The following is a 24,213-nucleotide window of genomic DNA, read 5'->3' on the forward strand; positions in this document are numbered from 1 at the left end:
TCTCTGACCACTCTCGTTGCTTAGCATGATCGGGTATGATAAATCCACAACCTATTGCGGTTGTGGATTTACATGGTGGAGGCGTGGGGCGTCGATACCCTTTATATAGAGAATATTTTCAGAAGCAGTTTTATAAACTTTTAAGCTATAGTGTCCCGTTTAATAAGTCGATCATTTCTTTAAATGGTACGGTACAGTAGTAATAAACACATTTCTCCGATACAGTAAGTGTGCACGAATCAGTAAACTGGATTGGTTGTGTAGAATGTTGTGCCAACCTTTCTTTGGAATGAACTGTGGGATAACAACAGTAACTTGGTAATTTGATTCACTCGCCTTACGTTGAACGGTATCAATGAATTTAGTCAGTGGCTGAATGATGCTTCTATAAGGAGAGTGTAGAGTTACCAACCTCACGTCAGGCTGCCACTTGCTCCATTTTTCTTCAAACAGTCCTTCATCTTCTCTTTCAAAATGAACATGAACTGCAATGATCTGGTATGCTGAGAGCGATTTGGCATAGTTCAACGAATTCTCCACCACATGCGTCATACCCGCCACAGGAAGAATGATTATATTCCCCGCAATCGGAATAGCTGGCTCACAAGTTGTAATTCTCAATTGGTCGGCTACCGCTTCATAATGCTTTCTAATTCGATGAAAGGCATAAATGATAAGGGGTAAGAATATTAAAACGGACCAAACTTGTGTGAATTTTGTTAAGAAAAACATCATGGTGACAATAAAGCTTATAAGAGCCCCCGTTGAGTTAATGATCAGTTTTGGAATCCATCCTTTAGGCCTTTGACGAATCCATTTTATAATCATTCCTGTCTGGGACAGAGTAAAGGGAATAAAAACACCAACAGCATAAAGCGGTATTAAATGTTCGGTTTGGCCTTTAAACACAATAATTAATATAATGGATAAAATACCCAGAATGATAATGCCATTGGAATAACCAAGCCGATCTCCTCTAACCGTAAACATTCTTGGTATGAACTTATCATTAGCAAGATTTACGGCAAGCAATGGGAAAGCTGAATATCCCGTGTTAGCAGCTAGGATAAGGATTAATGCTGTTGTACCTTGAATGAAGAAGTACATAAAATTTCGCCCAAAGGTATGTTCGGCGATTTGTGAGACTACGGTTACTTCGAGATTTGGTGTAATCCCGTAATAATAAGCTAAATATACGATTCCCGAAAATAACAAAGCAAGTAAGATTCCCATCGCCATTAATGTTTTAGCAGCGTTATTAGGAGCAGGATTTTTAAAGTTCGGGATTGCATTCGAAATGGCCTCGACTCCTGTTAATGCAGAGCTGCCCGAAGCAAATGCTTTTAAGAGCAAAAAAAGGCTTATACCTGCTACTGGTGTACCGATTGGAGTGTGTAATTCGGGAGAAACATAACCGGTTATTATGTTATATATGCCTGCTCCTATTAAAATAAATAATGCTAAAACAAACAAATATACCGGATATGCTAAAATCGAAGCAGACTCGGTTACCCCCCGCAGGTTCAGGATTGTTATGAAAATTACAAATATTACAGCTATGATTACCGTATGTTCGTGCAAACTTGGAAAAGCGGAAGTAATGGCATCCGTACCGGCGGATACACTTACTGCCACGGTTAAAATATAATCAACCAACAAGGAACCTCCGGCTATTAACCCAGGGTACTTGCCTAGATTCTCTTTTGACACCACATAAGCGCCTCCGCCATGTGGATATGCAAAGATAATTTGCCTATAAGATAAAATAAGTGCTAATAATAAAATCAATACTCCAATTGCGATAGGTATCGAATACCAAAACGCTGCTACACCAACTGTTATTAAAACAATTAATATTTGCTCAGGACCATAGGCCACTGAAGATAAGGCATCTGAAGAAAGAATGGCAAGAGCTTTCGTTTTATTAAGTTTCTGCTCGCCTAATTTATTTGATTTTAACGGTCGTCCGATTAAAAATCTTTTTAAAGAGAGCATTAGTTTCACTCCACATTTTTTATTTTTAAATTTCCTGTACTGTTAAAATACCCTGAAAATGAAATATAAAAACACAATCCCTAATCATGGCTTTTTGGCAAACAAAAAACACAGGTAAGAATCCGTGTTTTGAACACATGTAACAACCCTCCCTCAATCAACGCTTACGAGGTTAGCTGTCGGATTCGGACGGTTAAGTCGCCCTACCTAATTTTAAACTTGCAAATTGTATATTACGCCTGCTAATTTGTTTTGTAAAACATACAATCGCACTGGCTTCAGTCATTTATTATAAAAAAAGACTTTAAAAACGCTTACATAAACTACATACTTACCAAAGCTCACGTTCTTACCATTTTACTTATAAATTCATTATTTCGAAAAAGATTGTATGTGTCCCGGTCCAATATATCTGTTGTGATAATGGAGTAGGGTGGTACTCGTACAGCTACAGGTAACAAGATCATTATAATCCATGTCTAGAATAGAATTTAAATCATGACTCTAATTAAAGTATTCTGCCCTTTCGCTTAACAAAGAAAGGGAGCAGCTGCCTTAGCAAACTGTCCCTTATTTGTTCAACTAACGTGTCCCGTTAGCCTAATTGTCATTACCGTGTGATACGGTTTGGTTCACCGCACTTTCTTAATACTCTCACGGTCTCCTAATACCTCATTATAGGAAATCTTAAAACAGTTCTCATCTTCGACATATCAGTCTTACGGGGGTCGGATAGATAAATTTCCCTATGAGTTTTATCAGTACGCACATATCCTTTTTCCTTACAAAACACTTCCATCTTTGCAAAGCTTGCTGGTTCATCATCAAAACTTCCTATATGCATCATTTGGCAGCATAAACCATCTCTAATTTTTTCGAATTTTAACTCCTCAAGGTATGGGTTTGGCTTTTTCTTTTTGGTCTGCTCTACAAATTTTTTGAATAACTCATCTGTCAGAAAATCTGGTTGGCGTATCATAATTGTGTATTTCAAATTACATTTATCTATTGCCGACTTTGACTTATCGATCAAGTCCCAAATTCCCTCAAGTGGGAAAACTGTATATTCATAGTAACCGACAGGAACATCTTCACTTTTATATGACATTTTAACTGCATAACTTAGGCTATATAATGCTTCTGTCTCTCGAGCAAACTCATCTCTATTGGGATCACCTGTGCCACTAATTTTAATAAATGGCATCTCAGCGATATCAATAATATCCGGGATGGTTTTTGGTAGATAAAATTGTTTATAATCTTTTTTATATTCTATTTTTTTGCTCATAACTAATCTCTCCTTAATACACATTTGACATTAGTATAGAACTAATAATAGGACAACTGTATGTCCTATTATCCATTGTATTCCCGCAAAGTTTCTTCTAATGGCTTGCATTTTTTTTCATAATATCATTGCCATCAAATTTATACACAAGAAGCAGCCGAAATTTACATGAATAAGCTTTCGGTATGGCATACTGTACCTTTTTTGTTCAACTATAGTTACCGTTAGCTTAATACCTTCTCGTAACATTCCCGTATTCACGACGTCCCACCGACTTAAGGCTTTATATGTATTATTAATATTGAAAACTAATTGCCGGGCAGTTGGATGCCACGCCAGCCGTTTACATCGCATTGGCCATATTCATTATCACCCACAGCAACCACCGTGCCGTCCGATTTAAGGCCGAGAGTATGAGCGCAACCCGCCGCTACCGCCACAATATCGCGCCAGCCACTTACATTGCATTGGCCATGCTCATTCCTACCCACAGCCGCCACCGTGCCGTCCGATTTAAGCCCGATTGTATGATTACTACCCGCCGCTATCGCCACAATACCGCGCCAGCCGCTTACAACGCATTGGTCATGCTTATTCCAACCCACAGCCGCCACCGTGCCGTCCGATTTAAGCCCGACGGTATGAAGGTAACTCGCCGCTGCCGCCACTATGTCGCGCCAGTCGCTTACATTACATTGGCCATACCGATTATTACCCACAGTCGTCACCGTGCCGTCCGATTTAAGCCCGACGGTATGCCAGTCACCCGACGCTACCGCCACCATATCACGCCAGCCGCTTACATTGCATTGGCCTTCATTATTTCGACCCACAGCCACCACCGTGCCATCCGATTTAAGCCCGACGGTACGACGCCAACCCGCCGCTACCGCTACAATATCACGCCAGTCGTTTACATCGCATTGGTCATGCTTATTCCAACCCACAGCCGCCACCGTGCCGTCCGATTTAAGCCCGATTGTATGAGCATTACCCGTGTTCGTCGCCATATGAACATTACCAGCCGCAACCGCCACAATATCGCGCCAGCCGCTTACATCACATTGGCCATATTTATTATCACCCACAGCCGTCACCGTACCATCCGATTTAAGACCAACGGTATGACGACGACCCGCCGCTATGGTATCTTTAGGCCACCGTTTCACCTTTAACGCTGCTTCAATCGGTGAAGTGTAATCCATGTTTTACCTCCTTGAAAACAAGACCTATTTTATTATCAGGTCATGCTCCTTGCGAACTTCGCAAACACCTCAACATTTTAAATATTTCGCGCATCCATTAAACTAACCTCCAATTAGCTCAACGAGGCTGCCGTTCATGTCGGCAACCTCGTTATGGTGATTGTTAAGCTTTAGTTACCCGTTAGCTTAACCAATTTTAGTTTCGAACAAATTCAGCAGATACAATGGTTTTGTTCCAATCCATATGTATTGTGTATGAGCCAGGCTCCAATTTCGAAAATGTCTTTATATCTGTATAGTCCTGACCAGGCTCCAAATCTATGTAGTCTTTTATTGGAACCCCACCTTCGTCTACTACATTGTTGTCCTTTAACAACTTATATCTTGCTCCGCCAATAACAGTCACTATTTTTTCGCTTTGATTTTTGAAAGTATAAGTTATTTTAGTATCGGAACCTAAGTTTTCTACCTTAACGGAACCGACTAAATCAGATTGATTTGTATTACTGTTTGAATCTGATGGTTTATTTGTAGAAGTATTCGTGGCTGATGGTTCAGTGTGTATTGGTTCTGACTCAGTATTTGCCTTTGTACAGCCTGCAAATATCATGCACACTACCAAAACTAACATTATGCTGAAGCTATCCATTTTCGTCATTAATATCACCTTCCTCGATATAATCAGACGAACACTTTCTTGAATAGGTTGCTAATTCCAAGGCTTAGTCACCATTCAGTTAATCTACCCGTTAGCGTAATGATCGGTACTACTATCTTGGACTTTCTCAGAATGAGTAACCACATTATGCGGCGAATTTAATTATTGTTCCTCTCCTACGACCTTAACGCTCATATCCGCCATTTTCCGTACACTTTATGGTTTTTTTGCTGCTTCGCGGAAATGTGGAACAACATCGGTCAATATGTCGTAGGCTTCTTGCAGCGTTTCAACCCCTGCTCCGTCGTTATACTTCATAATTAGTTCGGCAGCAAAGCGTAGGTCGTTTGCGGTTCCTTCGTCGGGTGCAATGGTGGCTGCATCTACGTATATTTGCGGTTCAAGGTTCGCGGTCATTAGTTGAACGGGCGTAAGTGAATCGTAGTTATCTACAAAGGTTCCTAGGCGTTCGGTGGCGTCAGCTATGCGGGTTATGTGCGTCGTATCATTGACCGTCCTAGATACCCAAGTAACAAGGAAGACAAGCCCTATAACCACCGCTACTAGGACAAGGGCGATAACATCATGCTTTAGGTCTTTTACTTCACCGCTAGTCATTGGCGAATCCTCCCCATTATCTACGGAAAAATATTTCTATAAGGTCATTATACATAAATACACAACAATAATGTAATTTTTTCCATTAACTATCCTGCCTCATGACTTATGCAATTCACGAGATTAATCGGAAATTGTGTGAATCTAGGCTCGTTTTCCTCATCAGTATAATACCTGGTTGGGATATGGACATACAATCCCCAATTACCAGGACTATGAACCCTATGCCGACGGAACGGGTTTGAATGGGGTTGTATTCTATCAATTAAAAGAAGAGATCAGCATCATCCCAGCCAAGGACGGTAATAAGGTTCATACCTATTTCTTGATTCCTCTGTATAAAGAGGAGATGGATTATAAATTAGAACATAGCATGGATGCACTGATGGAAAGATTATCAGATTTAGAAAATGAAGCGCTCGTGTTACATGCGAACAGAAGAAATACCTGCAAATCGTCATAAATACCCTAGGTGTTAATAACCGATGAATATCAATACATCGACCTGAGCGAAAGCTAAACAAACTGCCTTCTGTTCAATACAGAAAGCAGCTTGCAGGATCTGGTGTTTTTTTACTGTCTATTACTGTTTAATTTGAGTAAAAATTCACCAATCGTTGCTGCGTTAAAATATTCTATTGATCTTATGTATTCGGGCGTTGCCCGTAAAATTTCCTTAGAAATGCAAAAGTGAGCTGCCTTTTTCAAAAAAGGCAACCCACTTAGGGGGTGAACAGTTTATACCTGGTTATCGTTTTAACGAACGAATCACTTCTAGAAATTCTTGACGGTATTCTTTCTGTTCTTCCATCATTGATTTTAAAAGTGGGATTAGTGACTCTGTCGAAATACTAGAACCTTCCCCATCTTTCTTTTCATTGGTGAACATGAGTATAAGCGTATATACCAGCATTAACATTGAATAATTATCTACATAGGTTACGTTAAGTGCCTGACCGCCGGTACCCCCTGCACCACCAATACCGCCGGCACCGCCAGTTGCAGTAGCACTTGCGGTAGTGCTAACACGAGGAGCTTCATCATCAGCAGAGTCATTGGCTGCAGTTATTATTTTGTTAATATCATGAGGTTCTTGATGATTTTCATCCACTATTACCACCCCGTATATAAATGTAAGCCTGATAGAGTTAGTTAAGGTTATAGTTTAATCTTTGATTTTGGCTTTTTGTTCGACTTCGCCTTCTTCTTTGATTTCGGCTTCTCCTTCGCCACCTTTGCCGCCAACATTTGAGGCACCACCGCCTGCTGTATCACCGCCAGTAGTATCGCCTCCATCACCGCCAGTTGCATCGCCTCCGGTTGCATCGCCGCCAGTTGCGCTGCCAGTAGTTGCATCACCAGCAGTTGCATCACCACCAGCTGGATCACCACTAGATACGGTATTATCAGTTGCAGAAGCACCACCTACTGCGGCAGCATCACCACTACTTGTAGAACTATTACCACCAGTTGCAGTACCACCGGAACCACCACTTCCAGTACCAGCGGTTGCATTACCGCCAGTTGCAGAACCTCCGGCGGCGCCTGAGCCGCCTGCACCCCCACTTCCACCTGTAGAGCTGTTGTTGTCAGCGCTAGATGTAGACGTTCCGCTTGCCACGGCTGTGGCAGCAAGAGCGGAAGAACCACCAGCACCGCCAGCACCGCCAGCACCACCAGCACCACCAGCCGCGAAACCGCCAAGTGCACTACCACCTGTTCCAGAACCACCATCACCGCCTGTTGCATCACCGCCTGCTGAAACGGGAGCAACTAAAACGTTAGTATCACCGCCAGTTGTAGTACCTCCTGTTGCAGCAGTATTCGCAGCACCACCAGTTGCACCACCGCCTGTTGCACTACCGCTAGTTGCACCACCGCCTGTTGCAGGACCGCCAGTTGCACCACCGCCCCCACCACCAGTTGTGGTGTCACTCGCGCCACCACCTACTGCAGGACCCGCACCGCCACCTTTTCCACCATTTCCGCTCTTTTCTTGTTCGTTTTCTTTTCTGATTTTTATTTTCTTCTTGTCTTCACTACCCATCTTCATCACCTTCTATTCTAATAAAATCGAATCTTACTTTCAGCAACATGACCACAGTCGTTTTACTTCATACCATTAGGGAAAAATTGTTTAATGAGGTTGGGAATATTTATTTTAATATTTCCAGCATCAATATTGATAGAATTATCATCACCAGAAATAGTAATAGTTTGCCCTTTAGCACCGTCTTTGCCACTAGCTCCATTAATACCAGCAACTTCCTCACTGATAGCTGCTTTACCTGCAACTACTTCACCTACAGCATCTTCACCGACGACATTTTCACCGACAGCTACTTCACCTACAACTACTTCACTTACAGCATCTTCACCGACAGTTACTTCACCTGCAGCTTCTTCACCTACGGCATCCTCACCGACAGCTACTTCACCAGCAGCTTCTTCACCTACGGCATCTTCACCGACAGCTACTTCACCTGCAGCTTCTTCACCTACGGCATCTTCACCGACAGCTTCTTCACATGCAGCTTCTTCACCTGCGTCTTTCTGGAATTTACTGACATTGTTATTCAACATATCACCCACCTTTTCATATTAACAATAGGAAACTACAATCATACTATGTAGATGGGTAGGGACGAGTGTTGGTTGAAAATCTATTTTTTTGTAAATTGGATAGAAGCCGAAAAAATAACGAAGCAAACAACACCACGAAAACCTCTGATTCCAGAGAGGTCTTCGTGGTGTTAGCGTGGGTTTCTCATGTTTGGGAGAAATCAAAGCAAAGCCTCTGGCCCTTTCCAAGTCATTAGTGGTTAAATACTCGCAATCGAAGTCGATGCAAAAATAGTAGTAATATACGATGCTATTCATTAAGGAAGACATCGAACAAGCAATCACTATAGGAGATCAAAGAGGATATGAAAGGTTTCACTTTAATAATTTGCATATCTTATCATTGCTAGCGGTAGAAAAACATAAAATCTGGCATTGTGAATATTTTTTTAAATGAAGCACAGCAAATGAGAAAAAGAGTGATATTCGGACTTATCTCTTCGAGTAGGCCGATGCGCAACTGCATGGGCCTCTCACAGAACGGACGTGCGGATCATCGCATCTGGCTCCTCCATGATTATCCCCGGTGGGTCAGCCCAGTCCGTATGCCTGCTCATAGAACATGCCCCTAACCCGAAGGACCAGACTTGCCTCGCCCTGTGCTTCCATCGGGAGGTTCGTCGTTAGTGCCGTCGCTGGACCACTGCCGTTACGCAGCTCGATTTTCAAAACGGTATTGAACGTCGCCATTTTATAAGGAACAGTGGGAGCCGAGTAGGCTGCCGCTCTTGCCCACAAACCGGTATCCGCCGCTCGCGACTGAACAACTACTAGCTCCGCCTCCTGATAGTCGGCATGATTATCGAAAGTAACGCTGGTGACTAGAGCATACTTGGCTTGGAATGCTTTTTCACCGAGAAATATGCCCTTACTGTAATCATCGTTCACTATGCTCCCGGGAACAGGTGTCGGCGTCCATACTTGGTAATCCCAGCCCGCTTCCTTGATCGCATAACGGAACAGGGCTTCAACATCTTTACTTTTGGCGTTGGCGCTTATGGCAAAAGGCTTGGTCAGACGGTGCTCGATAATCCCGTTGTTGTTGCGGAGCTCAATCTGAAATTGGTACTCCTTCAAGTGAATGTGCGCTAATCTGCGGAAAGAAGGCGTAATGAGTGCGCCTTGACAATGCTCAATTTCCTGGTAGATTACATTCGTACGATTATAGGGAAACTCGCAGTTGATCAGCCGCGGTAGCACGGTATGTTTTGAAGCGCGGATCGGACCGCTTTCCGCCCGGCAATTGATAAATGTGGGACGGATAACCCGGTCGAGTATAATCGATGCGCTTTCCCGCGTTTGAATCGAACAGTTGACGAAACGCGGATGATTGATACGGTAAGGAACGCCGCTGCCGATAAAGCCGTCGATTTTGAGCGGCGTACTGTCGGGAGCGATCCGGCTTTGCCAACCGGCTGCGAACCCGTTCGAGTGATGGTCGGTTCCGGAGAAAAAGCATTCGGACACGAACAAATGGGACAGGCCGAACGCTCCCTCGGTCAAATCATCTCCGGTCGGCTTGAGGAATCCGGTTTCGTCAGGCGGAGCCCCTTCATCGCCGCCAAGTACCGCCATCCCGATTTTCCCCTGAAATATGGAATTGCTGACTACGCAATACTCAATCGCGCCGAATTCCTGTGTGGCCCCAAGGCGCCCCGAAGCGTCCAAGAGGATTCCAGCCTTCTGCCAGTAGCCGACAACGCCGATTCCATTTAGCTTGACATGATCCGCATTGTCGATCCAGAGTCCCACATCGAGCATGGCATGCTGATCTGTATCTGGAGTTGTAATGTTCCCGTTCTCGTCCCGAATGCGAAACGACGACAATATTTTGAGATCGGACAGCTGCACCCCGTCCGCATCCGGCTCAAGCTTTACGGCGCAGGTGAAGCTTTGAAAGTCGGATCGGTTCGTGGAGAATGAAGAGGAACCGTTTCCAACGAACTTCAAGATGGTTCCGTTCTCCATATCCAAAATACTGTTCGGTACGTTGTTACGCAGTTGGCCGAACGGAAACCACGAGGAACAACCAGCTCCCTTCACGAACGTATTCCGCGGGATCGTGATCGTATCCGTCAATTTGTAGATTCCTGCGGCAAAACGGATTTCCTTACCTCTCGCAGCCTGCATCGCTGCGCGGACAGACAGCGTATCGTCCGTCTCCCCGTCTCCCTTTGCCCCAAACCATTTGACCTGCAAAGCTCCTTCAAATGTACGCTTGAATCGACCGCCTGCGACAGCCGCAATGACCGTCCCCGTATTGTCAGGCGTTGTCGTATCCGAGGGATCGTAGCCGAACATGCCTTCCTGTCCGGAATCGATCACATAGTAAACATAGTCGGAGTTCGGACTCGCCTCCGCTCTCAATTCGGCGATCGTCACCGCGATGACGAAATCCATGTCTTTCAAATCTTTCACCTTTACCTTATCAAGACCGTAGACGGACTCAGTTACCGTTCCTCCTTTGGCTTCCGCCGTTTCCGGAAAATTGCCCTTCCATATGCTTTCCGTCAAAACGACCGCTCCCGCCATTCCCATCGATGCCAACAAAGCTCTGCGGCTTATCTTGTTTTCCGACATCTAATCCCCTCCACCAAGTAATTCAATACTTCCATTAATCCATACGACTATGATTGTAAAACAGCCTTCAACACCGGCAGTAGCCGATCCGCCATCATCATAAATCCGAGATCATTTGGATGTACGCCATCCACCGTACACTCGTGATCTCGCTCGCCAATCAGGCTCGTTCCGTCCACGAATGTCAGTTTTAGCTCTCCCTGACTCCACAAACTTGCGACTAGCTCCTGTTGAAACCTGAGCCTTTCTGCGCGCTCTGCCTGTTCGGTACGCTTCTGAAACTCGAAACGAATCGCGATTTTGGACATCAGCACGATCGGTACCTCGGGGTGACGATTTCGGTAAATCCGGATGAAATCGGGCAGCGTCTGCCTGTAATAAGCGGTACTTAGACAGTTGGCTTCGTAATCAAGCAGAAGACAAATAGGATTGTCGACCTGACTGACCAATTCCGCGAGTTCTGGCTCACCACGCCCATTCCCGGAGAAGCCTAGATTGATAAATTCAAGATTGAAGCTCCGGCTCAAAATGTTCGAATACGCCATTCCCGGCCGCGAAGCGCTGGCCCCTTGCGTAATCGAGGTACCGTACAGCACGACCCGTTTCTCGCTGTCGAAAGGAGGAGGAGGCAGCACCTTCGCTCCTTCTTCCAAGCCAACGCTAATGTCATCCACGCCTTGATATAAAGGAAAATTGAGCGTAATCGTTCGAATCTGGGACTGCCCCAGGTCAAGCTCCAGTACAGTGCTCTCGTATTCCTTCAGTCGCGGATCGAACTTGACCGTCCCGCCATATACCTTGGAGCCGGTCTCGCCAACATAGCTGTCGAAGCCGCACTGGCCCGTAGCAGGCATATGATACATTAGAGCGGGAGCCTTCAGAGCAACTCGTACTTCGACTCGCCGTGAATCCGTGCGGAAACAAATTTGGCCACCCGCCGTGCAATCCGCTAGCTTATCTACAGGCTCCCGTACCGCCCCTTCCGGTAGATGGGGGAGCCTGCGATAACCACTCCCATCGCGCAGCCAAGCGAAGCCTGATACCCGGAATGGTGACTGAAGCGGAGAGTGCCATGCAATGGCACCCTCCCCGCTTCTTCCGTCAGTTCTCATAAAACGATCCAGTTTATGAATGTCCATGCCAGACATCCATCGCTTTCTTTGCCTCTTCAGTCAACGTGCTATCCGCCCGGCAATGCATTTCTATTGGAACGCCTTGAAGCGAAACCAAATATTTGGCGGATGCCGGATAGGAGAACCGGAGCAGAGCGTCAAGATAAACAAGCCTATTATGCAGAGCGCTTGCTTCATGCGCTTTGAGTACAGCAGCGTTCCAGAAATCAATAACCATTTTGCCTGAAGCCGCCGAAACGATCGCCATTACACCTTTAACGCCTAGTGAAACCGACTCCAGCAAATATGACGTATTCGCCTGGTACACGATGGAACCCGGGGCGGCCTTCACTTTTTGCGTAATGCCCTCAAGCGTACATGTCGTATCCTTGAGTCCGAGTACCCCATGCGATGAAACGAGCTGTCCATAAATCTCGGGCTCGATATGGTAGGGATGAACGAGCGGCCACTCATACACAATGACTGGGCAATCGGCTAAATCTGCCATCCGCGCCATGTAAGCATATAACCGACGCTGATCCTCTCCCATGCCGTTCGGTGGCACGAGAACGACGCCAGATACGCCTGTTTCAATCATCCTCCGAAGCTCCTCCGGGTGATCGTCCAAGTTTGGCTCCAGATTTGCCGTAGCCACGACAGGTGTAGTTCCTGCGAGTTCGACCGCCCTGCGAGCTAACTCCAAACGCTCCTCGAGCGTCAACCACTTCATTTCACTGCTTCCGCAAACGGCGAACAGCCCCGCCGGTTGAAACGACAGCTGCCAGTTCACATATTGTTCGTATACATCCCAATCGATTTCCTTGTTTGAACGGAATGGCGTAAGCAACAGTGAAAAAACGCCGGTAAAATTTTGATAATTGGTACTATTCAAAGGTTCGTCCTCCCTAAACGCTAATAAATCAAATCCCGGAACCTCAAAATCCGGTGAAACGTAATCAGATTACCGTTATGCGCGTCCTTGGCCCTCGCGTCTCCTGAACGGCTCAACACACAGAGATCGTCACCGTCGATTGCCATGCTGGCATAATGCCGTGATTGTCTTGGAGTATTACCTGCCGTCACCAAGCCTGCAAAACACCAGTCGATGCAGTTCTTCGAAAAATGCAGCTGCAAGCGATGCCGTTCGTTGTTAGGCAAATCGAACCGTTCCGCCGGAAGGCGATCCGCCCTTGTCATGCTGTCGGTCGCTTGCGAGCTTAACAACCAGTACATTTTCGTTATTTCATCATACAAAATATGGAATTTCATCTGTCCGCCGGGACATGGCAAGAATGCAATCGTTTTACCCGAAGGCGTCTGCTCGAGCGTCGTCTCCATACTTCCATCCTCGTGTTCGACCACCTTGGCGATTGCAGCGTACCCCGTACCACCCGTATGTGCCCGCATCCAGAGATGGAATGTGCGGCCTGAAGGATCATGCCAATAATGATCCGGGTCGGTAAACTGCACGACATTCGTTTCCAGCCAGCCGACCAAGGCGCTATTCACTTGATTCTGCTGCACTGTGCGCTGCTCGGTAAAAAAAGGAACGCCGAAATAGTCGAGGCGCTCAGACGGTATTGCCTCCTCAGCGACCAAACCGGCGGCGTACGTCCAGCTGTCCGCAAGCGTCAAATCGGCATCCGCCCTTGCGCGCATCAGGATCGGCTCGATTTGACTGACGGGCCAGTTCGTCAATTCATGCTTCCGGATGTTTTCCATAACCAGATAGACGTGTCCGTTCGCCTCATGCACATTGCACGGAGCCTGATGCCAATCGCCCGAATCCGTCAAACGAACCGGCTCTGACCAAGAGTCTCCCCAATCATCTGAACGTAGGATCAGGATGTTTTCACACTGGCCGACAACGTACAAGGACCCGCCTGCGACGAACGGTCTGGCGTGCATGAATGGAAAATCGCGTACATGCTGCCACGTCCGACCCTTGTCGTCGGAGCTGAATATTTTGCCCTGGGTGATGTAGCCATGTCGAGAGCCTTTCGGACCTTCTAGAACCTTGACTCCCTTACCTCCGAGGTCCATCGTAGCTATCAACCGACCGTTCGGGAGAACGACAATGCCCGGACTGTAACAGTAGACCGAATGCGGATCGGGCGATTCGAACAGGACGACGTAATCGTCGGCCAAGGGGTGGATTCGGTTTCCGCTTCCACTACTTTTAATAACCTCGTTCAACGTTATTCCCTCCAGTTCAGTTTTTGATAAACGCATCGTACGCATCCTGCTTGATTTTGACCATTTCGTCAATGCCCATCTTCTTTAGCTCTTGCGTATACCCGTCCCACTCTTTCTCGACATTGCCGTCGATAATCCATTTCGCCTCCATTTTTCGAATATACGTACTTATATCTGCATTAAGCACACTCATCCGGTTGTTTTGCTCCACAGTCAAATAAAGGTTCGGGTATACACGATCCTCTTTGACGATGTTTGGCTTATAATTTTCATAAAAACTTTGCCTCAGCTGGTCGCTCTCATTTTTAACGAGCTTATTTACCCAATCTTTCGGAATCATTAACGGGAGTGCCGTCGAAGGCGTTACGCTGCCGATCCAACTGCTCGTATCCGTTCCCTTCGGTGCGTCGATTACCTCGAACATTCCGTCCGAGCTCTCTTTCAAATGCGTACCGATCGGACCACGTTGGAACTGCAGCACGGATTTGGGATCGTTCATCGTATCGACGAGGCGCATCGTTACTTCCGGATTTTTGTTGGCCGATGTAATGGAGAAGAAGTTCTGTATAATCCGATTGTCCTGTCTGCGCCACAATTGATCGCCATTCGGCCCTTTCAATGCGGGAATCGCCACGTAATCCTTCACACCTTCGTTACCGAACTCATAAACGCCATTGAACGAGGCAACGAGCCCGACTAACTGAGGATTGTTTTGCGTCTTCGACAGCATCTGCTTGGCGTCCTGGGTGAACGTTTCTACGTCGAACAGCCCTTCACTGTACAGCTTGTTCAAAAATTTGATGCCTTCCTTGTAGCCTGCCTGCATCGGATCGAAAACAACCTTCTTGTTGTCGACGGAGAACATCGTCAAAGCATCGACGACTCCGAATGCGCCGAACAATTCATAATAACCGTTCGTGGAAGCGCCGTGCCGGAAGGTCGACGGAATCTCATCCACTTTGCCGTTGCCGTTCGGGTCCTTCTCCTTAAACGCTTTCAATACCTGATAGAGCTCTTCCGTTGTCGTCGGGACCTTCAACTGCAGCTTGTCAAGCCACTTTATGTTAATCAGAAACGCATTGCGGAACTCAAAAAAAGATTTGTCCTCAAACCACGGGATCGAGTAAATATGACCGTCTTGCGCGGTAGCCAATCTTCGTACCTGGGGATTTTCGTCCAATATTTTTTTGATGTTCGGGGCGTATTTATCGATCAGCTCTTCAAGTGGAATAAGCACGCCCTGAGAGCCATATTTGACGACATCCTGCGAATTCAACCCATTAAAAAACGCGTCGGGAATGTCCCCGCTAGCAAACATCAAATTTTTCTTTTCCTGAAAGCTGGCCGCGGGTATCTGCTCCCAGTTGACATTGACGTTCGTTTTGTCTTCCAGATCGCGAATAGTGGGCATCTCATCCCAGTTTTTGTGGTAATCCGCTTTGACGACTGGTATGCGCAAGCTAACCTCCTTTTCGACGATCGGCAGTCCTGTCTTATGGAAATTTTCCGGTGAATTGCTGGTAGCAGCCGGTTCCGTTTTAGAATTCTGGCTGCAGCCAGTAACCACTGCAACGGCAACAATCGTAGTGATGAGCAAAGTTTTTTTCATCGTTGGTACATCCCCTTTTAGTTTGATTGAAAATAGAATTTCGGTCAGCCCTTTAACGAACCGATCATGACGCCTTTGGCGAAATATTTTTGCACGAACGGGTACAGAATGAGAACGGGCAGACTGCCGACGATGATGACCCCGTATTTGATCGTCTCCGCCATGTTGCGTGCTTCCCCGCCCTGTCCGAGGTTAAGCGTTTCCTGAACTTCGTTTTGGAGCAATATATTTCGTAATATGAGCTGCAGCGGATACATCCGCTCATCATTCAGATAAATGAGCGCACCGAAGAATGCATTCCAGTGACTAACCCCGTAAAACAACACCATGACCGCCGTAATCGCCTTGGACAAAGGCAGCACAATCCGAATGAAGAAGCCAAAATCGGAGCATCCGTCGATTGCCGCCGCATCACGCAGTTCGCCAGGAATCATATGCTGGAAAAACGTGCGCGTCACGATCAAATTCCACACGCTGATTGCACCGGGCAAGACGAGCGCCCACATCGTATGGATCAGGTGCAGTTCCTTTATCAGCAGATAAGTCGGAATCAAACCGCCGCTGAAAAACATCGTGAACGTGATCATAATCATGAACACGTTTCGTCCGTAAAAATCTTTACGCGACAAGGGATATGCGCCTGTCAGCGTCATCACCACGTTAATTAGTGTCCCGACCGTCATGTACAGCAGCGTGTTTCGGTATCCGATCCAAATCGCATCGGTTCGGATGATATTCCGGTACCCTTCTAGTGTGAACTGCTCAGGAAAGAGCCAAACTCTCCCTCCGTTTATGGCGTTTGGATCGCTGATAGAAGCGATAGCAACAAAATAAAGCGGATACAAGACAGCGATCATCACAATCGATAAAAAGAAAATGTTCAAACGATCGAAAATTTTGTCAGACTTCGTACGTAAATCCACATGACAGCTCCTTTCCTACCACAAGCTTGTTTCCGTCAGTTTCCTTGCCCCCCGGTTGACGAGGACTAGCAGAATAAAGTTGACCACCGAGTCGAACAAACCTACTGCGGCAGAGAAGCTGTACTGCGTGCCGAGAAGTCCCGTTTTGTACACATAGGTGGAAATAATTTCGGATGAATCGATGTTTAATGAGTTTTGCATCAGAAACGTCTTCTCGAAGCCTACGGTCATGATGCTACCCAAGTTGAGAATAAGGACAATAATCGCCGTCGGCATAATCGACGGAATGTCAATGTAACGGATCCGCTGCAGCTTACTCGCACCGTCCATAACGGCCGCTTCATGTAAACCGGGATCAACGCCGGCTAAAGCTGCCAAATAGATAATTGCTCCCCAGCCTGCCCCTTGCCAAACGCCCGACAGCACATGCAGCGACTTAAACCATTCCGGCAGTGCCAGAAAGAAAACCGGATCGCCCCCGAAAAGCATAATAATTTGGTTGACCAAACCGCTGCGGGGTGACAAAAAGACGGCCAACATGCCAACCAGTACAACCGTAGAAATAAAATGCGGCGCATACGTGATGGTCTGGACGAATCTTTTGAAGCGCTGGCTCACAAGCTGGTTCAACAACAGTGCAAGCAGGATCGGAAGCGGAAACGAAACGACCAATCCGTATACGCTTAACCCGATCGTATTTTTAATGACCGACCAAAACTGGTACGAATGAAAGAACCTTTCGAAATGATCGAAGCCAACCCATGGACTGCCGAGAATCCCCTTCGTCGCGATAAATTCTTTAAAAGCAATTTGTATCCCATACATAGGCATGTAGTGGAACACTATAAAATAAATCAAGGTCGGCAAGAACAATAAGTATAATTGATAATTGCTTCGCATCTTTCGGAACACCATCCTGCTTGTGTGCATCGTGTTCACCTCCTTTTGTAAGCAACATACAAAACAAAACGGAAACTGTAAATTTACAATTTCCGTTCCGGATTGACGAACGATTACATATGGGAGTTGATAGGTTTTGCAAGCTTAGCAGGTCATTACATCAAACGGTTCTGCAAGTTCTTCAGCCTTTCTAGGCTTCACTATAACCGATTGACGGTTTCTCCACTCATGTGCAGATTCTTACATTAAAGGATACAAGGCGTTTATTGGCGGTGCAACGACCGATATTCGCCTGGCGTGAGCCCTTCCATTTCCTTAAACTTACGGATGAATCCAGGGACGCTGCCGTATCCGATTTGTATGACGACCTCGTTCAGGTTTTCATTTCCTTCCCGCAGCAGTTGCTTCGCCTTTCCCATCCGCACCGAATTGACGTAATGGGAGAGCGTTTGACCAGATTGGTCTTTGAAATACCGACTCAAGTAAGAAGCAGACATTTGAAAATCATCGGCCATCAATTGCACTGAAAAATGGTATGATCCGTAATGCTCATGAATGTAGGCAATCATTCTATCCTGTAGTTGCACGTTTCCGCTTTCCTTGCGATCGCGAATCATACTGCATATGTCGATGCTGATCGTACGGACCAGATCCGCAAGTTCGTCGACCGTCTCGAATTCCGTCAGCGTCATGACGTCCGGATACGATTTCTGCTGGTCGTTCAAGTCGAGATTAAGCTCATACATGATGGCGAAAATGACATTGATCAGATCATAGCACATGCATTTGGCCATATATAAAGGAATTTGCTCACCTTTTAATGTCGCAATAAGCTGATTGAGATAAAACTCCACCTTCTCCGTATTTCCCTGCACAATATAAAGCTTCAGTCGCTCCCATTCGCTCTTCGGGTACCAGCTGTCACGAGTGCCTGACCTGAGCGTAATTTCACTGAAGAAAATAATCTCCCCGTGGCCCTTGATTAACCGATAGTCAATCGCGCTGCACGCCTCGATATAAGATTTGCCGATCTCTCCAACGTTCATATACGGACTGCCGACGCCGAGGGTCGCTTGCAGGCCGTGCTTGCTTAGCATATGCGCTTGGATTCGAAGCAAATGCGTCTTGATAACTCGTTCATTCTCCTCGTCCGTGCCGAAAATAAACGTAAGCGTCCCTTCTTCAACGTTTTCCTTGCCATAACCCTCGATTTGCTCCGGAAGCAGCCCTTCCACTTCCTTAATGATCAAATCCCCTGGCATTTCTCTTTCTTGCTCCTTCTTGGAAAAATAGAATATCGCTACCCATAGGTGCTTCTTTGTTAGATGAAAGTCGGCCGCTTCCCCCTTCCGGTTAAACTCCTCAATATCTTGAAAATCGCCCTTCAACAAATTGAGCAGTAGGTAGTTCTTAAGCGCTGGCTTGCTGCTGCTTATTTTGCGTATCAATTCATCATTATTGTCCGATATGTAACGAAAAGCTGACTGGATCGACTCAATTTCATTTCCGTGCCGATGGGGCTGCTTGATCGTACGGTCCGTTAACGTCTTTAGCCGTTTAATCGGCTTGTAGTTCAGCGACATAACATAATAGATGACGATACTGCCCACGATCAGGACGAACAATAACCCAAACAGTGTCCTCTGCTTGGCAAGCTGGATGCTGTTCAAGACCTTATTTTTATCAACCAGTGAGACGTAGCTCCAGCCCAGGCTCTCCGATTTGATATAGCTGGCAATATAGTCATTTCCGGATAAACGGACTGTTTGCGACCCGTTCTGGCGTTCCATCGGCATAGCCCGGAGCAGCTCATTCAGTTGCTCCTCTTCAACATTTGCAAGCGATGTGATCAGTTTCCCTTCCCCGTTCAAAATAATCGTATTGCCTCCGTAATCGCCAAATGTTTTTTTGATCATATCCCGAAATGCATTTTCCTTCATCAGAAAAACAGCCGTGCCATAAGGATTTACGTCTCGGTAAGGAATTGGCAGCACATAGGTGATAAATCGCTCCGGGCTGTTCATCGCAACCGTCTCAGCGCTCCTGAGAAGCGGCTTGTCCGTCGTATCAATCGTTTTGTAAAAGTCCTCGGCGTTCCATGCTTCATAGCGGAAAATTTTATCCGTATACGTGCGGGCGTCATAAGTGCTGTAGGGCGAGTACAGTTTCTCCCCTCCGCGGTAATGCAAGAGCATCTCGTGAATCAGATGGTTTGCGCTGCTGTAATTGCGAAGCTCGAGAATCGCGTTCATTTCGCTGAATGCACTTTTGGTTGCTGCATAAGGCGTAAGATTCGGATTGGCAGCGATATGATAAGCGATATTATCGAACTCGTTCATTTTGACATCAATCGTATCCTTTACCTGAGCGAGGAGATTCAGGTTTCCGCGTATAACTTCCTCCTTCAATAATTGTATGAAAAAGCTGTACACCGTAAGTCCGATAATGATGATTGGCAGCAGCAAAACAACGATGTAAGAGAGCATATATTGATAAAACAATTTGTAGTTTAGTCTGAAACCGAGCATCGTGACGTTCCCCTTTGTTTGTCTATTGGCAGCGTGTATCCTTGGTGCAATCGCTTTCATTTATTTTTACTATACCATAATTTACAAAAACAGCGTACATAATAGAGGCCACTGAAAAACATACGTTTTTAATTTGGTATGATGCAACGAAATAAATAAGGGCGAAGTCCATTCAATTTTGAATGAGAATTCGCCCTATACAGGTAAATAGGATAGCTTTCCTCCATTATGAGGTAAGCTATCCTATTTATAAGAATTTGCAAATTATTTAATTTCTGATAAACCAACAGGTCAGCTAATTGCTTTACAAACGTCATAATCGGTTAGATCGATATCTAATTCCATTCCTAGTGCTAACTTAGCCAACTGGACTCCGATATAAGGGCCCATCGTCAATCCGGAGGCCCCGAGACCGTTTACCACAAGAAGTCCTTCCCAATCTGGAATGGCGCCTATGACCGGAAGAAAATCGGCTGTAAAAGGGCGAAAGCCCACCCTTACTTCCTGGAACGTGGTATCTGCCAGATCAGGTGCGAATGTAAGACCTTTGCTTAAAATTTCGTACATTCCGCCGGGCGTGATCCTCGTATCGTAGCCTTCAACATTATTTTCATGAGTCGCCCCTATCACGATTTTCTGCTGTTCAAAGGCGAGCAGATATTGATCGGAAGGCGGTATAACTACCGGCCAGATACCAGTATTTTGTTTGGCGTCTGGGACCTGCAAGTGCATGATTTGCGCTTTCTGATAACTGACCCTAAAATCAATACCTAAAGGTTGTAGCAACGGTCGCGCCCAGGCTCCTGCACAAACGATAACTATGTCAGCAGGGTAGTGATTTACCCCAACCGTTACGCCCGTTACACGGTTAGTTTGAAATTCAAGTTTACCATCCCCATATATAAGTTCAGCCCCGTTCCTTTGTGCAGATCGAAGCAAAGCATCACGCAGCGCCCGGCCATCGACACGGGCGGCCCCGCTAATATGAATGGAAGAATATCCTTCCGCGAGCAGTGGGAAGAGCTCACGGGTCCTATGTTCATCAAGCCGGGCAATCTCACCGATTTCTGTCGCGTCTTCTTTTCGCTTGTAAGCTCGCTCTTCCATTTTGCCGATCTTCTCCGGATCCATATGTATGCTGAGGGCCCCGACCCTAGCATAGCCGGTTTCGGTTTCCCCTTCGCTTTCAAGCTCTTCAATTAGCACAGGGTAATAACGCGCTCCAGCTTTCGCAAGCCGATACCAAGCCTTATTGCGCCGCTGCGACAGCCAGGGACAAATAATGCCGGCAGCTGCATCCGTAGCCTGTCCTTCGTCTTTCCGATCGATGATGAGGACTTCTGCTCCCTGCTTAACCAAATGGTATGCAGTTGATGCCCCAGCAATTCCAGCTCCAATAACAATTACCTTCATGATGATTTCACTCCTTTCTGTAATTGCTCTTCTCATTATAACGACATCCCTAACAAATAGAAAAGCCGCGTATGACGCGGCATTTGAAGTGTTTCATGAAGTGCAGAACAAAAATATTTTTCTAGATATTGTCAGAAAGTTCTCGATATACCAAGTAAACCTACCCGTTAGTCTGACCTACATATCATAGCCTCATTTTTACTTCTATCATACAAAATAAACCAATATTTCGAAACAAAAAAGGTGAGGTACCACTACACAAACCTGCCCGTTACCTAAATAAGCTGCCAATCATGATGGCAGCCTGTTGTCGTGGTGCTATCATGAAGCTTTTCGTCGTACGAAAAAACTGTCCCAAAACTTTCTTTTAAGACAGTTTTTTGCACAGTTTGTTACGTAGCAATCTCATGTTGCACGACTTTACTACATTCTAAAAAGCCTAACCGCTCCACTTTATACAAATCATAGATCTGTTGCGCATTATTTATCGATTTATATATTTGATGGTTTATATCATTTGCTAATTTGGCATACGGTAGTTTTTCTACCGCCTTCTTCGATCGAATATTTTGTTTACGGACTTTCAAAAATACCGTTTCAATATTATGTTCAAGAAATAGTTCAGTTAAAAAGGATTCCTTCGCTCGTTGGTTATAACCTTTTCCAAAATAAGGAGTTCCAATCCATGTTGCTAAGAAGCCTGTTTTATTAACAATATCATATAGATCAATGGTACCAATGGGATGTCCAATCTCGTTAAGAATTGTTCTAGAAATACATGTCCCCTGTTCTTCTTCAACGATCAACTGTTTGGTTAGGAATAAATATTGCTCATAAAATTGGCATTTATAACGAACATAAGAAAAAACTGCAGGATCCGTCATTAAGTTATACAGTGAATAGCATTCGTGCAAATCACGTTTTTTTAACATTAAATCTACCACCTAGTCCTTTTATTTCGCTATATCAAACAATTTAAGTATATAAAAGGACTTCGAGGATTTAATTAACTCTATATGGTCTTTGTGTAAAATTTATCGTAGAAATTGCATTCCATAACACTCTGGTGAATTTATAATATCTCCTCCAGTCAAAATTCTTGCAACGACTTCCCACACTGAAATTTCCACAGAAGAAACCCAAAAATGAGAGAATCCTTCTGTGGACTTAAATAATAACCACCTTGTTTAACATTGATACATCGCTCCTTTCAACTTTTCTACCTTAAATTTTACCTAAAAATGACAATTAATTTCTAGATAAACTTTTTATATAATCAATTTTATTGATATTTACGTTATTTAGCCCGTTAACGTAATGAAGCTGCCGATTGTGTCGGCAGCTTCTTCTTGTTGTTTATTAAGCTATAGTTCTTGTTGTTTATCCTCGTTAGCGGGATTAAAAGTCGATCAACCGTTTGCTTCTAAAGCATTACACGAGCTTGATATTGTTTCAAAAGTCTACAAATTTTTCAGTTGCCTCCAGCGTTGAGCGATTTAAAGAACGAAGCTTAGTCTCGCTTCCGTTTTTGACTATGCGAAGTTCTTGGCCATCGATAGGAAGGGACATGGTCCAGCATTGTTTGGAAAACTACGCCCCATTCACCTTCGTTTAATGCGCAAACCGGCTTATTCCGGTCAATCCCAAGTCTCGAAGCCAAATGTTTCAATTGCGGAGGGGTAAAGACGGTACTGAACGCCCCACTGAAAGGTAACTTTGGATTTCTTAGCCCCCATTCAGCAAGACCCGTAAACAAAGGGCCATAGCGACTTGAAACTTCAGGGCATGCCTTTCTCCGGATCGAGAGTATGCAGCATTCCACCTTCGGTGGCGGTGAAAAATAACCCGGTGGGAGTGTCTGCACCAGTTCCATGTCATACCTCATCCTCCAGCTTAATAACTGCGGATTCGTCACGAAAGAAGAGGTAAACCGTTTGGCCGCTCCCTTCTCTATAATAATGGCGGCCCGATGCAGCGGGGTAGTAGGATCATCCAATAGCTTACTCAGAATTGGAGTTGTAATCGAAAAAGGGATATTCGACACGACGCAAAAGGGCTCTCTTGGAAGGTATCCCTGCATAAAATCGTTATGAATGATTTTAATATTTGATATGCCTTCCACCTTGCCAATCAATTTATGAACATACGTAACATCGTTCTCAAAAGCGATGACGATCTTCGCCTTCTCCGCCAAAGGCAGCGTGATCGCGCCGAGGCCGGCCCCTATTTCAATGACAGTGTCCTTTTTCATAATTTTAGCCGTTTCAATCAAATCTCGCACCGCGCGTTTGTTATGCAGGAAGTGCTGACCGGAGAAGTTAGGACTGCCTTCGCTTTTATTTGGATTCGTGCGGGACCTGTTTCCGGCAACGATGGACTTCTTATTCTTTTTACGCAACACAAAAACACCTCATTCATTTGTTTAGGTAAATGAAAAAGGCGCATTACAAATAGACCCGATCCCGCTTTCAAAAAAACGGATGAGTCAACCTGTACCGCACCTCTATTTACCGTAAACGCATGTAATGGGTGATCAAATAAAGCACCTCCTAAAAAACTATTGCCA

At 45.4% G+C, this 24,213-nt stretch carries 19 protein-coding genes and 1 pseudogene; 1 reads left to right on the forward strand and 19 read right to left on the reverse strand.

Features of this window, described 5'->3' with window-relative positions; all coding sequences use genetic code 11:
- Nucleotides 1-171: 171 nt before the first annotated feature.
- From AC0YN7_RS16415 to AC0YN7_RS16435, 5 genes are all read right to left on the reverse strand, one after another.
- Entirely contained in the window at nt 172-1,995 is a 1,824-nt protein-coding gene (locus AC0YN7_RS16415) for an APC family permease (protein ID WP_475811097.1), read from the reverse strand.
- Nucleotides 1,996-2,659: 664 nt separating this feature from the next.
- Nucleotides 2,660-3,283, reverse strand: a complete 624-nt coding sequence (locus tag AC0YN7_RS16420; RefSeq protein WP_475811098.1) for a GyrI-like domain-containing protein — start codon at nt 3,281-3,283, stop codon at nt 2,660-2,662.
- 308 nt (nt 3,284-3,591) lie between these two features.
- Nucleotides 3,592-4,488 carry an RCC1 domain-containing protein gene (locus AC0YN7_RS16425; protein ID WP_475811099.1) on the reverse strand — a complete coding sequence of 299 codons (897 nt, stop codon included), beginning with the start codon at nt 4,486-4,488 and terminating at the stop codon, nt 3,592-3,594.
- A 196-nt stretch (nt 4,489-4,684) separates the two neighbouring features.
- On the reverse strand, nt 4,685-5,146 hold the full coding sequence (locus AC0YN7_RS16430; protein ID WP_475811100.1) for a hypothetical protein: 462 nt from the start codon (nt 5,144-5,146) through the stop codon (nt 4,685-4,687).
- A gap of 216 nt (nt 5,147-5,362) precedes the next feature.
- Nucleotides 5,363-5,764 (reverse strand): hypothetical protein, encoded by a 402-nt coding sequence (locus AC0YN7_RS16435; protein WP_475811101.1) that lies wholly within the window; start codon nt 5,762-5,764, stop codon nt 5,363-5,365.
- Nucleotides 5,765-5,912: 148 nt separating this feature from the next.
- Between AC0YN7_RS16435 and AC0YN7_RS16440 the strand changes: the two are divergent.
- Nucleotides 5,913-6,227: pseudogene (locus AC0YN7_RS16440) on the forward strand (suppressor of fused domain protein); the annotation flags it as partial.
- 285 nt (nt 6,228-6,512) lie between these two features.
- Here the strand turns inward: AC0YN7_RS16440 and AC0YN7_RS16445 are convergent.
- The 14 genes from AC0YN7_RS16445 to AC0YN7_RS16510 form a co-directional block, all read right to left on the reverse strand.
- Nucleotides 6,513-6,875, reverse strand: a complete 363-nt coding sequence (locus AC0YN7_RS16445) for a hypothetical protein (RefSeq protein ID WP_475811102.1) — start codon at nt 6,873-6,875, stop codon at nt 6,513-6,515.
- Nucleotides 6,876-6,929: 54 nt separating this feature from the next.
- A complete protein-coding gene (locus tag AC0YN7_RS16450; protein ID WP_475811103.1) occupies nt 6,930-7,811 on the reverse strand; it encodes a hypothetical protein in 882 nt (293 codons plus the stop codon).
- A gap of 62 nt (nt 7,812-7,873) precedes the next feature.
- A complete protein-coding gene (locus tag AC0YN7_RS16455; protein WP_475811104.1) occupies nt 7,874-8,347 on the reverse strand; it encodes a hypothetical protein in 474 nt (157 codons plus the stop codon).
- A gap of 570 nt (nt 8,348-8,917) precedes the next feature.
- Nucleotides 8,918-10,966, reverse strand: a complete 2,049-nt coding sequence (locus tag AC0YN7_RS16460) for a hypothetical protein (RefSeq protein WP_475811105.1) — start codon at nt 10,964-10,966, stop codon at nt 8,918-8,920.
- Nucleotides 10,967-11,013: 47 nt separating this feature from the next.
- Complete coding sequence (locus tag AC0YN7_RS16465; RefSeq protein WP_475811106.1) at nt 11,014-12,105, reverse strand: SGNH/GDSL hydrolase family protein; 1,092 nt, start codon at nt 12,103-12,105, stop codon at nt 11,014-11,016.
- Nucleotides 12,092-12,970 carry a dihydrodipicolinate synthase family protein gene (locus tag AC0YN7_RS16470; RefSeq protein ID WP_475811107.1) on the reverse strand — a complete coding sequence of 293 codons (879 nt, stop codon included), beginning with the start codon at nt 12,968-12,970 and terminating at the stop codon, nt 12,092-12,094. Before AC0YN7_RS16470 ends, AC0YN7_RS16465 begins: the two co-directional genes overlap by 14 nt.
- Nucleotides 12,971-12,990: 20 nt before the next feature.
- Nucleotides 12,991-14,310 (reverse strand): WD40/YVTN/BNR-like repeat-containing protein, encoded by a 1,320-nt coding sequence (locus tag AC0YN7_RS16475; RefSeq protein ID WP_475811108.1) that lies wholly within the window; start codon nt 14,308-14,310, stop codon nt 12,991-12,993.
- Nucleotides 14,291-15,883 carry an extracellular solute-binding protein gene (locus tag AC0YN7_RS16480; protein WP_475811109.1) on the reverse strand — a complete coding sequence of 531 codons (1,593 nt, stop codon included), beginning with the start codon at nt 15,881-15,883 and terminating at the stop codon, nt 14,291-14,293. Before AC0YN7_RS16480 ends, AC0YN7_RS16475 begins: the two co-directional genes overlap by 20 nt.
- 44 nt (nt 15,884-15,927) lie before the next feature.
- Nucleotides 15,928-16,806: a carbohydrate ABC transporter permease gene (locus AC0YN7_RS16485; RefSeq protein WP_475811110.1), complete on the reverse strand. Its 879-nt coding sequence runs from the start codon at nt 16,804-16,806 to the stop codon at nt 15,928-15,930.
- A 15-nt stretch (nt 16,807-16,821) separates the two neighbouring features.
- Nucleotides 16,822-17,736: an ABC transporter permease gene (locus tag AC0YN7_RS16490; protein ID WP_475811111.1), complete on the reverse strand. Its 915-nt coding sequence runs from the start codon at nt 17,734-17,736 to the stop codon at nt 16,822-16,824.
- Between the two features lie 233 nt (nt 17,737-17,969).
- The gene (locus AC0YN7_RS16495) at nt 17,970-20,234 is read right to left on the reverse strand and encodes a helix-turn-helix domain-containing protein (protein WP_475811112.1); all 2,265 of its coding nucleotides are present in this window, start codon (nt 20,232-20,234) and stop codon (nt 17,970-17,972) included.
- 291 nt (nt 20,235-20,525) lie between these two features.
- A complete protein-coding gene (locus AC0YN7_RS16500; RefSeq protein ID WP_475811214.1) occupies nt 20,526-21,650 on the reverse strand; it encodes an NAD(P)/FAD-dependent oxidoreductase in 1,125 nt (374 codons plus the stop codon).
- Nucleotides 21,651-22,039: 389 nt separating this feature from the next.
- The gene (locus AC0YN7_RS16505) at nt 22,040-22,579 is read right to left on the reverse strand and encodes a GNAT family N-acetyltransferase (RefSeq protein WP_475811113.1); all 540 of its coding nucleotides are present in this window, start codon (nt 22,577-22,579) and stop codon (nt 22,040-22,042) included.
- Between the two features lie 578 nt (nt 22,580-23,157).
- Nucleotides 23,158-24,045, reverse strand: coding sequence for a ribosomal RNA small subunit methyltransferase A (locus tag AC0YN7_RS16510; RefSeq protein WP_475811114.1), 888 nt, complete (start codon nt 24,043-24,045; stop codon nt 23,158-23,160).
- Nucleotides 24,046-24,213 lie beyond the last annotated feature (168 nt).

The sequence above is a fragment of the Paenibacillus sp. J31R122 genome (assembly GCF_056269185.1).

Bases quoted from the DNA above. Each gene is read 5' to 3' on its own strand.
- AC0YN7_RS16415 (WP_475811097.1), bottom strand. From the start codon at position 1,995: ATGCTCTCTTTAAAAAGATTTTTAATCGGACGACCGTTAAAATCAAAT.
- AC0YN7_RS16420 (WP_475811098.1), bottom strand. From the start codon at position 3,283: ATGAGCAAAAAAATAGAATATAAAAAAGATTATAAACAATTTTATCTA.
- AC0YN7_RS16425 (WP_475811099.1), bottom strand. From the start codon at position 4,488: ATGGATTACACTTCACCGATTGAAGCAGCGTTAAAGGTGAAACGGTGG.
- AC0YN7_RS16430 (WP_475811100.1), bottom strand. From the start codon at position 5,146: ATGACGAAAATGGATAGCTTCAGCATAATGTTAGTTTTGGTAGTGTGC.
- AC0YN7_RS16435 (WP_475811101.1), bottom strand. From the start codon at position 5,764: ATGACTAGCGGTGAAGTAAAAGACCTAAAGCATGATGTTATCGCCCTT.
- AC0YN7_RS16450 (WP_475811103.1), bottom strand. From the start codon at position 7,811: ATGGGTAGTGAAGACAAGAAGAAAATAAAAATCAGAAAAGAAAACGAA.
- AC0YN7_RS16455 (WP_475811104.1), bottom strand. From the start codon at position 8,347: ATGTTGAATAACAATGTCAGTAAATTCCAGAAAGACGCAGGTGAAGAA.
- AC0YN7_RS16460 (WP_475811105.1), bottom strand. From the start codon at position 10,966: ATGTCGGAAAACAAGATAAGCCGCAGAGCTTTGTTGGCATCGATGGGA.
- AC0YN7_RS16465 (WP_475811106.1), bottom strand. From the start codon at position 12,105: ATGGACATTCATAAACTGGATCGTTTTATGAGAACTGACGGAAGAAGC.
- AC0YN7_RS16475 (WP_475811108.1), bottom strand. From the start codon at position 14,310: ATGCGTTTATCAAAAACTGAACTGGAGGGAATAACGTTGAACGAGGTT.
- AC0YN7_RS16480 (WP_475811109.1), bottom strand. From the start codon at position 15,883: ATGAAAAAAACTTTGCTCATCACTACGATTGTTGCCGTTGCAGTGGTT.
- AC0YN7_RS16490 (WP_475811111.1), bottom strand. From the start codon at position 17,736: ATGCACACAAGCAGGATGGTGTTCCGAAAGATGCGAAGCAATTATCAA.
- AC0YN7_RS16495 (WP_475811112.1), bottom strand. From the start codon at position 20,234: ATGCTCGGTTTCAGACTAAACTACAAATTGTTTTATCAATATATGCTC.
- AC0YN7_RS16505 (WP_475811113.1), bottom strand. From the start codon at position 22,579: ATGTTAAAAAAACGTGATTTGCACGAATGCTATTCACTGTATAACTTA.